Annotated in this window: 11 protein-coding genes; 5 read left to right on the forward strand and 6 right to left on the reverse strand. The window is 53.7% G+C overall.

Going from position 1 to position 12,626, the window contains the following annotated elements:
- Positions 1 to 1,242 carry an MFS transporter gene (locus tag ACMGGH_RS20680; RefSeq protein ID WP_028013826.1) on the reverse strand — a complete coding sequence of 414 codons (1,242 nt, stop codon included), beginning with the start codon at positions 1,240 to 1,242 and terminating at the stop codon, positions 1 to 3.
- 236 nt (positions 1,243 to 1,478) lie between these two features.
- Between ACMGGH_RS20680 and ACMGGH_RS20685 the strand changes: the two genes are divergently transcribed.
- The 3 genes from ACMGGH_RS20685 to ACMGGH_RS20695 all read left to right on the forward strand — a co-directional run bounded on the left by ACMGGH_RS20685 (position 1,479) and on the right by ACMGGH_RS20695 (position 5,691).
- Entirely contained in the window at positions 1,479 to 2,486 is a 1,008-nt protein-coding gene (locus ACMGGH_RS20685) for a LacI family DNA-binding transcriptional regulator (RefSeq protein ID WP_126300516.1), read from the forward strand.
- 343 nt (positions 2,487 to 2,829) lie between these two features.
- Positions 2,830 to 4,206 (forward strand): diaminobutyrate--2-oxoglutarate transaminase, encoded by a 1,377-nt coding sequence (locus ACMGGH_RS20690; RefSeq protein ID WP_014884533.1) that lies wholly within the window; start codon positions 2,830 to 2,832, stop codon positions 4,204 to 4,206.
- Positions 4,207 to 4,224: 18 nt separating this feature from the next.
- Complete coding sequence (locus ACMGGH_RS20695; RefSeq protein WP_028013828.1) at positions 4,225 to 5,691, forward strand: pyridoxal phosphate-dependent decarboxylase family protein; 1,467 nt, start codon at positions 4,225 to 4,227, stop codon at positions 5,689 to 5,691.
- A gap of 36 nt (positions 5,692 to 5,727) precedes the next feature.
- On the opposite strand, the gene ACMGGH_RS20700 is transcribed toward ACMGGH_RS20695, so the two are convergent.
- From ACMGGH_RS20700 to ACMGGH_RS20715, 4 genes are all read right to left on the reverse strand, one after another.
- On the reverse strand, positions 5,728 to 6,243 hold the full coding sequence (locus ACMGGH_RS20700; RefSeq protein WP_045259750.1) for a protein disulfide oxidoreductase: 516 nt from the start codon (positions 6,241 to 6,243) through the stop codon (positions 5,728 to 5,730).
- A 75-nt stretch (positions 6,244 to 6,318) separates the two neighbouring features.
- Positions 6,319 to 8,493 (reverse strand): polysaccharide biosynthesis tyrosine autokinase, encoded by a 2,175-nt coding sequence (locus tag ACMGGH_RS20705; RefSeq protein WP_126300518.1) that lies wholly within the window; start codon positions 8,491 to 8,493, stop codon positions 6,319 to 6,321.
- Entirely contained in the window at positions 8,493 to 8,942 is a 450-nt protein-coding gene (locus ACMGGH_RS20710; protein WP_048957523.1) for a protein-tyrosine-phosphatase, read from the reverse strand. Before ACMGGH_RS20710 ends, ACMGGH_RS20705 begins: the two co-directional genes overlap by 1 nt.
- Positions 8,942 to 10,081: a polysaccharide export protein gene (locus ACMGGH_RS20715; RefSeq protein ID WP_126300519.1), complete on the reverse strand. Its 1,140-nt coding sequence runs from the start codon at positions 10,079 to 10,081 to the stop codon at positions 8,942 to 8,944. The genes ACMGGH_RS20710 and ACMGGH_RS20715 overlap by 1 nt, the downstream gene beginning before the upstream one ends.
- A gap of 477 nt (positions 10,082 to 10,558) precedes the next feature.
- Between ACMGGH_RS20715 and ACMGGH_RS20720 the strand changes: the two genes are divergently transcribed.
- Together ACMGGH_RS20720 and ACMGGH_RS20725 are read left to right on the forward strand one after the other, a co-directional pair.
- The gene (locus tag ACMGGH_RS20720; RefSeq protein ID WP_008500887.1) at positions 10,559 to 10,891 is read left to right on the forward strand and encodes an RcnB family protein; all 333 of its coding nucleotides are present in this window, start codon (positions 10,559 to 10,561) and stop codon (positions 10,889 to 10,891) included.
- Entirely contained in the window at positions 10,842 to 11,321 is a 480-nt protein-coding gene (locus ACMGGH_RS20725; protein WP_227442414.1) for a GNAT family N-acetyltransferase, read from the forward strand. The genes ACMGGH_RS20720 and ACMGGH_RS20725 overlap by 50 nt, the downstream gene beginning before the upstream one ends.
- Positions 11,322 to 11,414: 93 nt before the next feature.
- On the opposite strand, the gene apbC is transcribed toward ACMGGH_RS20725, so the two are convergent.
- Positions 11,415 to 12,524 (reverse strand): iron-sulfur cluster carrier protein ApbC, encoded by a 1,110-nt coding sequence (apbC, locus tag ACMGGH_RS20730; protein WP_232948438.1) that lies wholly within the window; start codon positions 12,522 to 12,524, stop codon positions 11,415 to 11,417.
- Positions 12,525 to 12,626: the final 102 nt, after the last annotated feature.

Here is a 12,626-nt window from a genome sequence, read left to right on the forward strand (position 1 = left end):
TCATATAGTGGAGGGTTGCGGCATGAGCGGGTCAGAAGAAGACTTACCCGAGCGCAACAGGAAGATGGAGATGAGCGTGGTGCTGAACACTAACAGCCCCATAATGAGATAGGATTGGGCAAAGCCGTATTTCTCATAGCTGTAACCCGCCAGCGGCGACAGCACAGACGCAATCACCGAGCTTGTACAGGCAAAGCCCACCAGATAGAGCGTGGAAGAGAGCCGCTTATCAAAATGTAAGCTGTTGTATTTAAATACCGAGACCAGCAATACGGGCAGTTCTACCGCGTGCAGCAGCTTGGTAATGGAGATGAGCACCGGCCCCTCAACCAGACCAGATGCCACCATACGCATTGCCATCACCATTCCCGCGAATATCAGGCCGTTTTTCGCGCCGAGGCGGTTCACCAGCCACGGGGCGCAAAACATGCCCGCCGCCTCAAGGAAAACCTGGAAGGAGTTGAGATAGCCGTACATGGCGTTCCCTTCCTGCAACGTCGGGAACTGTGATGAGAAATAGACCGGGAACTGCTGATCGTAAACGCCGTAAATGCAGGTGCCGATAACGAAAAACACCAGCGCCCAGAAACGCGGCAGCGTCAGCAGGCGCAATGCGTCTTCCAGCGTCACCTTGCCACCGGACACCGCTTCCTGCATGGCGTGCGGTGCAGAAGAGACCCGCAGGCGCGCGAGCAAAACAAAAAACACCAGCCCGGCGCCGCTCGCGACAGCGAAATTCAGCTTCGGATTGATGTTAAACAGGAGCCCCGCAAAAAAGGTTGCCGCCGCCCAGCCAAGCGATCCCCACATTCTCGCCTTGCCAAACTCAAACTGGCTCTGACGGGCTACGCGTTCGGTATAGGATTCCAGCACCCCAATCCCACCGTTAAACGTCAGGCCAATAAAAATCCCACCGAAAATACTGCCCAGCAATACGTTAATTTGCAGCAGATAGCCAAACAGCAAAAAGGCCGGACCGGAAAGAATAAGCAGACTGGTCAGAAACCAGAGCAGGTTTTTGCGCAGGCCGAGTTTGTCCTGAATAAATCCATAGCAAATTTGAGCAAACAGCGCGGAGACGGAAAGCACGGCATAGATAACGCCCGTATCCCCCGCTTTTAACCCCACTTCCTGGTGGAGCCAGATAGAGAGCAACGAGCCAGAAGATGACCAGGTGACAAAAAAGAAAAACAGTAATGCGCTCAGTAAGGGATAGCTGTGAGAGTGATGCGTTTTCATCATGGCATTCTCGTGTTGGAGTAATGACCCAATGGTAACGTTAACATCCATGCTTTCTCATGCTGTCTGATTAAGATTTAAGATGTTAATCACGAAAGTTAACGTTAACATTAAGGAAGTGAGATCGCGATCATAAATTCATAACTGAGGTAAGCATGACTTAACCTGGTCATCAGCCTTCCTTTTACATCAGCGACTTAGTTGTATACCCTCTCACAGAGCATTAACGGAGTAAGAAAATGGCTTCCCTGAAGGACGTCGCAAAGCTGGCTAACGTATCGCTGATGACGGTTTCCCGCGCGCTTAACAGCCCGGAGCGGCTTAAACCGGAAACGCTGGCGCGCGTACAGTGGGCTATCGAGCAAACCAGCTACGTTCCCGATCTGTCCGCCAAGAAAATACGCGGCGCGAATGCTTCGCCTAAAACCATAGGCGTGCTGGCGCTCGATACGGTCACGACACCTTTTTCGGTGGAGATTACGCTGTCCATTGAAGAGACGGCCAGGATGCACGGCTGGAATAGCTTCGTCATGAATATGTTTGCTGACGACAATCCGGATGCCATTGTCGATCTTCTGCTCTCCCACCGGCCTGACGGGATTATCTACACCACGATGGGGTTACGTCAGGTTCCTCTTCCTGCCAAGCTGCTCACCCTCCCCTGCGTGCTGGCCAACTGCGAGAGTGTCGGTGAAAAGGTCGCCAGCTATATCCCGGATGATGAACAGGGGCAATACGCCGCCGTCAGGGCATTACTCGCAGAAGGCTATCGGCAGCCCCTGTGTCTGCATTTACCTGTGGGCCATCTGGCCACAACCCGGCGCCGTCAGGGGCTTGAACGCGCCTGCCGTGAAGCTGGAATCGACCCGGACGGCCTGGAACATGCGTATATGGCGCACGGGGATGAGCATTATCGTGATATTCCGACCGCATTGCTGGCGCGCATACGGAAGGGCATCCCGCGGTTTGATTCCGTAATCTGCGGTAACGATCGTATCGCGTTTATGGTGTACCAGACGCTGCTGGCGCAAGGGCTTCGCATCCCTGAAGATGTCGCGGTTATCGGCTATGACAACATGGTGGGCATTGGCGAGCTGTTTTTGCCGCCTCTTTCAACGGTTCAGTTGCCCCACTACGAAATTGGTCGCCTGAGCGCCCTGCACATTATTAACGGTGAACAACACCGGGAAACGACGCGCGTTGAAAGTCCATTTTTAATGCGTGATTCCATTGCGCGCGCCATGTGACTACCGCTTTTTGTCGTTGATGGAAGAATAAGGGGGTATGAAGGCAGCATACCCCCTTCTTTTGTCAGCCAATGGCACGATTTGTCACACTCTTTTCTGTCATTTAACAACCCAAACAAATACCGAATAAGCAATTGTTTTTATTGGCAATAAAGTGTAATTTTCTTTTTGAAAATGGTGATATTGCCTCTCCTGTGCTCCATGTCACAAAACAGTAAACAAATTAACCATTGAGCCCCGTGACAAAAGGCTCTATATTGGCGGCGTTTTTTTCAGGCCCCATCTGTTTTTTAACTTTTTATTCAATCGTGGCTCATAGCGAAGCGGCGGTTGTAGGAGTGATATGATGACGGATAAAGTCCGTATTGACACCGTAGATGCCCACAAAAGCAACGAAACCTATCTGGCCCGTCAGGCCGAGTTTGAATCTAACGTCAGGAGTTATCCGCGCAAACTGCCTTTAGCGATTACTAAAGCAGAAGGCGTGTGGATCACCGATGCAGATAATAAAGAATACCTTGACTGTTTAGCAGGCGCAGGGACCCTTGCGCTTGGCCATAACCATCCTGATGTGCTGAAAAGCATCCAAAATGTCATTACCAGCGGCTTGCCGTTACACACTCTGGATCTGACCACGCCTCTGAAAGACGCGTTTTCTGAATATCTGCTCTCTCTGCTGCCTGGTCAGGGCAAAGAGTACTGCCTGCAGTTCACCGGTCCATCCGGTGCCGACGCCGTTGAAGCGGCGCTGAAGCTGGCGAAAAAAGTGACCGGCCGTAGCGGTATCATCAGCTTCTCTGGTGGTTACCACGGCATGACCCACGGCGCACTGTCCGTGACCGGCAACCTGTCTCCGAAAGAAGCGGTTGACGGTATGATGCCAGAAGTGCAGTTCATGCCTTACCCGCACGAGTACCGCTGCCCGCTGGGTATCGGTGGTGAAGCGGGCGTGAAAGCGCTGACTTACTACTTCGACAACCTGATCAACGATGTTGAAAGCGGCGTGCGTAAACCTGCCGCGGTGATCCTGGAAGCCGTTCAGGGCGAAGGCGGCGTGAACCCGGCTCCGGCTGAGTGGTTGCAGCGCATTCGTAAAGTGACTCAGGAACACGGCATTCTGCTGATCCTCGACGAAGTTCAGGCTGGCTTTGCCCGTACCGGTAAATTCTTCGCCTTCGAACACGCGGGCATCGAGCCAGACATCATCGTGATGTCTAAAGCGGTTGGTGGCGGTCTGCCGCTGGCCGTGCTCGGTATCAAAAAGCAGTTCGACGCATGGGCGCCAGGCCACCACACCGGTACCTTCCGCGGCAACCAGCTGGCAATGGCAACCGGCCTGACGACGCTGAAAATCCTGAAAGACCAGAACATCGCGGGCAAAGTGGCTGCACAAGGCGAATGGCTGAAAGGCCAGTTGAAAGAGATGGCAAAACGTTATCCGGTCATCGGTCACGTGCGCGGTCTGGGCATGATGATCGGTATCGAGATCGTTAAGCCACACGAAGCTGCTGACCATATGGGCTGCTTCCCTGGCGACGGCGAGCTGTCTGCGCTGATTCAGAAGAAGTGCTTTGAAGCAGGTCTGATTCTGGAGCGTGGTGGTCGTAACGGTATCGTTCTGCGCCTGCTGCCTTCCCTGCTGATCAGCGACGAAGAGCTGAAAATCTTCCTGGATAAATTCGAGCAGGCACTGCTTGCTGCGGGCGTTCGCCCGGCGTAACCGGAGTAGTTGATTACGATGTCAGATTCAAACCCAATTTTGTTCTCCTCTGCGCAGAGCATTGAAGCTTACCAGCAGGCGATTGAACAAAGCACTCAGGCTGTGATGCAGTGGCTGAAGCAGCCTGAGATGTACCAGGGCAAAACGGTCGCGGAGCTGCGCGACCGTATTAAGCTGGATTTCAACCCGAAAGGGCTGGGCAACGAAGCGGCGATTGAACGCGCCGTGGAATTCTTCCTGAAAGACAGCTTGTCCGTTCATCACCCGCAGTGTGTGGCGCACCTGCACTGCCCAAGCCTGGTGGTAAGCCAGGCGGCGGAAGTGCTGATCAACGCCACTAACCAGAGTATGGACTCCTGGGATCAAAGCCCGTCCGCAACCATTATTGAGATCAAACTGATCGAGTGGCTGCGTACCCGCGTGGGTTATCAGGCTGGCGACGCGGGTGTGTTCACCAGCGGCGGTACCCAGAGCAACCTGATGGGTCTGATGCTGGCGCGTGACGCATTCTTCGCGCGTCAGGGCCACTCCGTTCAGCAGGACGGTCTGGTGGGCGATCTGCGCAAAATTCGCGTGCTGTGCTCCGAGAACGCGCACTTCTCCGTGCAGAAAAACATGGCGCTGATGGGCCTGGGCTATCAGTCCGTAGTGCAGGTGAAAACCGACGAGTTCTCCCGCATGGATCTGACCGATCTGGCGGCGAAAATCGAGCAGTGCAACGCGAACGGGGAGCAGATTCTGGCCATCGTCGCGACGGCAGGTACTACCGATGCCGGTGCTATCGATCCGCTGCGTGCCATTGCTGAACTGGCGGCGAAGCAGAATATCTGGGTACACGTTGACGCGGCCTGGGGCGGCGCGCTGCTGATGTCCGATCAGTATCGTCACTACCTGGACGGCATCGAGCTGGTGGATTCCGTCACCCTGGACTTCCACAAGCAGTTCTTCCAGACCATCAGCTGCGGCGCGTTCCTGCTGAAAGAAGCGCGTCACTATGAGCTGATGCGCTATCAGGCGGCCTACCTGAACTCTGAGTTCGACGAAGAAGCGGGCGTGCCTAACCTGGTGTCCAAATCTCTGCAGACCACCCGTCGTTTCGACGCGCTGAAGCTGTGGATGAGCCTGGAAGCGCTGGGTCAGGAGCAATACGCGGCGATCATCGATCACGGCGTAACGCTGGCGCAGCAGGTTGCAGCCTACGTGAAAGAGCAGCCTGCTCTGGAACTGGTTATGCAGCCACAGCTGGCAAGCGTGCTGTTCCGCTTCCGTGGCCAGGTGCAGATGGACGACGCGGGCATCGCCCTGCTGAACCAGAAAATTGGTGATGCGCTGCTGGAATCCGGCCGTGCAAACGTCGGTGTGACCGAGCATAACGGCATCACCTGCCTGAAGCTGACTCTGCTGAACCCAACCGTGACGCTGGAAGATATCAAAATCCTGCTGTCGCTGGTTGAGCGCACCGCGCAGGAAGTTCTCGCGAAGTAATACAAAACCCCTCTTCCGTCGGAAGAGGGGTTATCTTTATACGCCTGCCCACCACATTCTGATTTTCAATCCCCAGTAGCTCGTCCAGCCCGTTGTGGTACTGACTACTTTCCCCTTTGACACAATCACCAGCGTCGGCGTTACGCTCACCTGCCACTGTTGCGACACGGCGCCGTTTGCATCGTTAATCACCGGCATACTCAGGTTTTTCTTTTCAGCCCAGCGAGCGAGCTTTGCATCGTCACCGGAGCGCATGGCAATGCTCACGACGTTACCGCCCTCTTTTGCCAGCTTATCGACCGCAGGTGTCGTATAACGACAGATGCTACACCAGGTTGCCCAGACGTAAATCAGCAGGGGGCGCTCCTTGCTGAGCGCCGCGATATCGTGAATGTTACCGTCGATACTCTGCATAGGCGTTGCGCTAAAGCTGGCGGGTAATGACGGCTTTCGGTATTGATCCACGCCCCACATGACCGCCAGCGTAAGCAGAATGAGTATGATCCCTTCCCGCGCCCAGCGGCGCAGGCGACTCAATTTACGGTTATCCATTATGACCTCTCGATTTAACGGAGGTCATCTTAGCGGGCTATTCGGCGTCATGCTGTAAAGAAGTGTCGCGTCACTTTATTCCGGGGTATAGCCGTAGTTGTAATGGCTATAACCCGAGTGGTAATAGAACGCAGCGGATTTCACAATATCATTGAGAATCGCGCCTTCAACCTGGACGCCCATCTGCTGCAGACGCTTCCGGCAGTTTTCGATCTCTTTGACGCTGGTTTTACCGAAACGGGCAACCAGCAACGTGGTTGCCGCGGCTCTGGCGACGAGTAGCGCATCCGTTACGGCCAGCACCGGTGGCGTGTCGACAATCACGATGTCGTACTCTTTGTCTATTCGCGACATTACCGTCTGGAAGCGCTCATTCATAAGCAGCTCGACAGGATGTGAAGGCTGAGATCCACAGGTCAAGACATCAAAGCCACCTTTCTCGAAGCGTTGAATCGCATCCTGCCACTCTATGCTTCCCCCCAGCACGCTGGACAACCCATGCTGGTTGTTCAGTTTGAAAATATTGTGAACATATCCCTTGCGCATATCCGCATCAATAAACAGTACCCGTTGACCTGCCTGAGCGGCAATCGACGCCAGCGAGGTGCTCACCAAAGTCTTTCCGCAGTCCTGCGAAGGACCAGAAATCACCACTATCCGATTAACGGCATTCATCATGATAAAATGCAGACTGGTGCGTAACCCGCGCACCGCCTCGACAAATATATCCGCCGGTCGGTCAACGGGCAGGAAAGGTACGTTTGACGTCCTGTGCTTCCAGTGGGAAGCAAACAGCGTCCTCCTGCGCAAATGCGTTTTTTTCCATAGCCACACTGAACGGGGGAGCGTAGCCAGAAGAGGCATTCCCTGCGCTTCCAGCTGTTCAGACGAGGTGATGCCCCGTTTAAACGCAGAGCGCACCAACACCGTCCCTGCAGAGAGCATCAATCCCACCAGCATACCGAGCACAATGATAATCACTTTGTGCGGTTTGACGGGTCCAGGCTGCGTTACTGCAGGGTCAATGATCCGCACGTTTCCGATGGTGCTGGAGCGCGAGATATTCAGCTCCTGCTGACGCGTCAGCAGCTGCAGGTAGATGGTGCGCCCGGACTCAACGTCACGGCTTAAACGCAAAATTTCCTGCTGGGTAGAAGGCATGGATGAAACGCGGTTATTCAGGCGCGTACGTTCCTGCTTTAGGGTCTGTTTTTTATCACGTAAGGCGCGGTAGGTTGGGTGATCCTTTTTGAAAAGCTGAGAAACTTCTGCTTCGCGGAACGTCAGCTCGTTAAGCTGATTTTCCACATTAACAACCTGATCGAGAACCGTCTTCGCCTCAAGGGATAGATCGACAGAATCGCGCTGCTCTCTGTAGGCGTTCAGTCGTGCTTCTGCTTCATCCAGTTCGCGCCTGATTTTAGGTAATTGGTCCTGTAAAAACGTCAGGCTGCGGGTATCTTTAGCTTCCTGGCGCGCAATATTCTGGCTGAGATAATTTTCAGCAATGGTGTTGAGCACCACGGCGATCTTGTCAGGGTCCTCGCCCGTCAGCGTTAAGCTGATAATTCCGCTCTGCTTCGCCGACTCAGAAACAATGAGTCGGCGCTGAAGGGCGTTTATTGCTTCAAGCTTTGTGACGGTTTTGAGGGCAAACCGGGTGCCTGGTGCCGCACTGAGCGAGGTGACAAGCAGCGTTACTCCGCCTTTAACCAGCGTTTTCCCAACAACGCCATCAGCCTCAAGCATTTTTCCTTCGAGGTGATACCGGCCCTGCTCCTGCACGGTCAGTAAAAGTTCCTGTGGCTTGTCTTCCAGAAGAGGAAGGGTGAGCGCGCCAATTGTCAGTTCACCGGCTTTACGCCCTCGTTCCAGCAGCGGCCCAATGACGGGCAGCACGCGCCGTTTGACGCTGTACGTTAGCCCCAGCTTGTCAACGGTCTCTCCCAGAATCATCCGCGACTTGAGCAGCAAGAGTTCGGGCGCAACATCAGGTGAAAGATCGGTACCAAACTGGCTTAAACTTTTGAGCAACGAGTTGTCCTGCTTCGCTTCTATCTGCACAAGGGCATCAGCCTGATAGATCGGTGTGACGCTATACGCATAGATCCCGGCGCATACGGTGAACAGGAGCGTGATGCACGCTATCATTACCCGATGATCAAACATCTCAGCCAACAGCTGAATGAGATCAATTTCATTATCATGCGGTGTCGCAGCACCAAATTTGTCTGATTTATGAGACGACATTACTGCTTCATTCCTTGTTGACGCAAACGACGAGCCCATTCCTGACTGGCTTTTCCTAACTGCTCGAAAACATATTCGAAGGCTTCCCGGCTTTTGCGATACGGGTCGGGAATGTCCTTTGTTTCCAGCCACTGACCAAACAACAGCGATTTCCCCCGATTCTCCGGCGCCACTGAGGCAATAAAACGGAGATGCTCTGGCTCCATCACCAGAATCAAATCGGATTTTTGTAACAGAAAACGTGTGACCTTACGCGCCACGTGACCTTCCAGCGAAACGCCATGACGTAAGGCGACTGCTTTTGCAGTCGCATCCGCCGGGCGTCCTTCAAGCCCGAAAATACCTGCCGAGGTTACCTGCGCGTCGGGTAGCTGCTGGCGCAACAGCCGCTCACCCATCGGTGAACGGCAAATATTGCCGGTGCAAACCACGAGAATTGAATTGAACATTATTGCGGCCACGACCTGATGTAACGGACGGTTTCGGTCAGGTCATGTACGCCACTGATGGTGGGTACCAGCTGGGCGATCACACGATTCCAGCGTGAAAGCGGTGCCGTCGTGACATAGACAATGTCGTACGGTTCCAGCTCGAATTCTGTGCTCAGCACCATGGCTGAGGCATCTTCCGCATTGAGTTGATAGATGTTGGCGATTTTATCTTTCTCGCCTTTTCGTGAAACCGGGCGAATAACAAAAATCCCGGTTGCATCGGCCATATTCTGGTTCAGCCCGCCTGCATTCCCCAGGGCTTCGGCCAGCGTCATGCCGCTACGATCCATCTTAAGGGTGCTCTGTTTAACCACCTCGCCCATCACAAACACTTTCAGCGCGTCGTTCCGGGGAACAAACAGGATATCGCCCGGATAAAGAAGCTTATTTTGGGTTAAATCGCCATGTTGCATCAGAGCATAGAGTGAAAGGCGCGAGTCTTGGCCATCATGCGTGAGCACGACGTTACGCCAGTCGGCATCCGCAGAGAGACCGCCCGCAGCGTTCACCGCATCCATTACCGTCAATGGAATATTGGTTATTGGCTGCTGGCCCGATTTCTCAACCTCTCCGGTGATATAGGCTTTTTGAGAACGGAAGGAGGCAACGCTGACGTCCACCTGAGGGCTCTCAATGACCTCATCCAGCCGCGCGGTGATCTCCTCACGTACCTGCGAAACCGTTTTGCCCGCCACTTTCAGCTTGCCGACGTAGGGGTAGAAAAGCGTACCATCGGCGTTAACCCAGTTACCCGCGTCGCTCGCGCTACGGTACTGCCCTGCGGGCGTCGTGAGTTCAGGGTGATCCCAGACGGTGACCGTCAAAATGTCCCCTGAGCCAATGCGGTATTCCCAGTTTTTGAGCTGCTCATCCAGAGTAGGATTTGCCTGAGATTTAGAAACGGGTGGGCGCAGTTTTTCAATCAATCCAGGGGTTAAAGGAAAAACCTCCACGCATTTGTCCAGCGGATCGTTAATTTCTTCACCGGTAGTGACTTTTTTCCCGGAAAGACTTAAGTTCTGGCCTGGTGAAAATACACATCCTGTTAGCTGGCTGAGCGTCAGAAAGGACAGTAAAAGAGCAGTTGTAGTTTTCATTTATATAAAATGTTGATTTATCGTTGCGCTGGGTAGTTAACTCGCAAAAAAAAAGCAAGCAAGACCTTGAAATATCGTTATTTATTATTTCCCCGCGATGCTGCAAAACACACGTTCGCTGTTGTTTAAAAAGTTAAAAAAACAGCGCACAATTGCGCAAGAAAACGGAGAGTAATAATACTTTATGCGCCGCGATATTAAATGTTATCCCTTGCAAAAGCATTCGCTTAACGGTGCAATTTTGACGTAGAAACTTATTTTCAGAATAGATTAATAAAATAATAAAAATAACAAATATTCCGCACAATCAACATTCACCGCAATGATGAGCATCACCGTTATCGACTACCCAAACCCCTCCACTTTTGTTACATTTTTTATCAAACGCATCATGCTTTGATACTTAAAATAGACCGTCTGTCTTGTGCTGTGTGCCCTGCAGACGAAAGTCTCTGAAACAATATCACTGGAGAAAAAATGGCTAAGCGTAAATTGCTGCTTCTGGGTGTATTACTGTCTCTGGCGGGCTCCGCGTTCTCTGCCCCGCAAACCGCCGCTGCGCCATCGGGCATCAAGGCCTATGAAGAACAAGAGTTCATCGCCGATTTCACGAAGTTTAAAATCGGCGATACGGCACCGGCGCAGTATCAAACGCCGGAGTACACCATTAAACAGTACCAGCTGCGTAACCTTCCGGCACCGGATGCCGGTACCCACTGGACCTACATGGGCGAAAACTACGTCTTGATTGGCGATGCAGATGGCAAAATCTACAAAGCCTACAATGGAGATATTTTCTATCATCGCTGATACGATCGTAATCCGTCCGTGGCAGGAGAGCGACCGCCCTTTCCTGCGTACGCTCTACCTCCACGCCCGGCGTGAAGCCTGGCCGTGGCTGGACAGTTCTGCGTGGCAGCTTGAAGATTTTGACGCGGCAACCCTGGACGAAGAGATTTGGGTGGCGGAGCAGGATGGGCACCGACTTGGCTTCGCCTCAGTCTGGACGAACGATAATTTTCTGCACAACCTGTTTGTCGACCCGCAGTATCAGAGTCGGGGCGTCGGACATGTGTTGCTTGAGCACGTACAGAAGACGTTTACCAGCACGGGCTCACTCAAGTGTCTGGTGAAGAATGCGCGGGCTATTACGTTTTACCAGCGGCACGGCTGGCACATTGAGGCGACGGGGAATTCTCCTGAGGGAGAATACTATCTTATGCATTACCGGCTTGGGTAAAGTCAGGTGGCGCTTCGCTTACCTGACCTACAAAATCGTATTTCGTAGGCCGGGTAAGGCGAAGCCGCCACCCGGCAATCCAGCGCTGGGGGGTTACACCGCGCGGAAGGCGATTTCACCCGGGATCACTTCACCCTGCCAGTAGAGCTGCGCCGCAACGCGCCCCGCCAGCTGGCGATACATCTCAGCGAACTCGCTGTCCGGACGGCTGACGACCGTCGGCTTCCCGCTGTCCAGATCTTCACGCAAGGAAATATGCAGCGGCATCTGCCCCAGCAGCTGGGTGTGATACTGCGCTGCCAGTTTTTCCGCCCCACCCGTACCAAAGATAGACTCATGGTGTCCGCAGTTGCTGCAGATGTGCATGCTCATGTTCTCGACGATGCCGAGCACCGGCACTTCCACTTTCTCGAACATCACGATGCCTTTTTTGGCGTCGATCAGCGCGATATCCTGCGGCGTGGTGACCACAACGGCCCCCGTTACCGGTATGTTCTGCGCCAGCGTCAGCTGAATGTCACCGGTGCCCGGCGGCATGTCCAGCACCAGATAATCCAGATCCGGCCACATCGTTTCCTGCAGCATCTGCAGCAGCGCTTTGCTGGCCATCGGGCCGCGCCAGACCATGGCGTTATCGTCGGTCACCAGGTAACCGATGGAGTTGGTCGCCAGACCGTGCGCCACGATCGGCGCCATATGCGTGCCGTCCGGCGAGGTTGGGCGCTGATTTTCCGCACCCAGCATGTTTGGAATAGACGGACCGTAGATATCGGCATCCAGAATACCGACCTTTGCCCCTTCCGCCGCCAACGCGAGCGCGAGGTTGACGGCGGTAGAGGATTTACCCACCCCACCCTTACCTGAACTCACGGCGATGATGTTTTTCACCCCATTGACGCCCGGCTGATTTTTCACACGTTTCAGCGTGGCGATACTGTGGCTCAGCTTCCAGTCAATCGCTTTCGCACCGGTAATGCGCAGCAGCTCGGCGCTGGTCTGCTCTTTCAGCGCGTCAAAGGCGCTGGTCCAGACGAACGGCATCTGCACTTCAACGTGCAGCGTATCGTCCAGCCACGCGACGTGGTGTAACGCTTTCAGCGTAGTGAGGTTATGTTTCAGGGTTGGATGCTGAAAGTTAGCCAGCGTCCCGGCGACCATTGCTCGTAAGGCTTCCGGTGATTTGGCCTGGGATTGAGAACTCATCCCGACTCCTTTGTTCTTGTGAATAAGACCTTATACAAACAAGTTTACCTGAAAGGCCGTGGTTTGTGCTTACTTAATAATGCCCCTTTTGGTAATATCGAA

The organism is Enterobacter sp. BNK-16 (assembly GCF_048684955.1).
Lineage (GTDB): Bacteria > Pseudomonadota > Gammaproteobacteria > Enterobacterales > Enterobacteriaceae > Enterobacter > Enterobacter bugandensis.

Bases quoted from the DNA above. Each gene is read 5' to 3' on its own strand.
- ACMGGH_RS20680 (WP_028013826.1), bottom strand. From the start codon at position 1,242: ATGATGAAAACGCATCACTCTCACAGCTATCCCTTACTGAGCGCATTA.
- ACMGGH_RS20685 (WP_126300516.1), top strand. From the start codon at position 1,479: ATGGCTTCCCTGAAGGACGTCGCAAAGCTGGCTAACGTATCGCTGATG.
- ACMGGH_RS20690 (WP_014884533.1), top strand. From the start codon at position 2,830: ATGATGACGGATAAAGTCCGTATTGACACCGTAGATGCCCACAAAAGC.
- ACMGGH_RS20695 (WP_028013828.1), top strand. From the start codon at position 4,225: ATGTCAGATTCAAACCCAATTTTGTTCTCCTCTGCGCAGAGCATTGAA.
- ACMGGH_RS20700 (WP_045259750.1), bottom strand. From the start codon at position 6,243: ATGGATAACCGTAAATTGAGTCGCCTGCGCCGCTGGGCGCGGGAAGGG.
- ACMGGH_RS20705 (WP_126300518.1), bottom strand. From the start codon at position 8,493: ATGTCGTCTCATAAATCAGACAAATTTGGTGCTGCGACACCGCATGAT.
- ACMGGH_RS20710 (WP_048957523.1), bottom strand. From the start codon at position 8,942: ATGTTCAATTCAATTCTCGTGGTTTGCACCGGCAATATTTGCCGTTCA.
- ACMGGH_RS20715 (WP_126300519.1), bottom strand. From the start codon at position 10,081: ATGAAAACTACAACTGCTCTTTTACTGTCCTTTCTGACGCTCAGCCAG.
- ACMGGH_RS20720 (WP_008500887.1), top strand. From the start codon at position 10,559: ATGGCTAAGCGTAAATTGCTGCTTCTGGGTGTATTACTGTCTCTGGCG.
- ACMGGH_RS20725 (WP_227442414.1), top strand. From the start codon at position 10,842: ATGGCAAAATCTACAAAGCCTACAATGGAGATATTTTCTATCATCGCT.
- apbC (WP_232948438.1), bottom strand. From the start codon at position 12,524: ATGAGTTCTCAATCCCAGGCCAAATCACCGGAAGCCTTACGAGCAATG.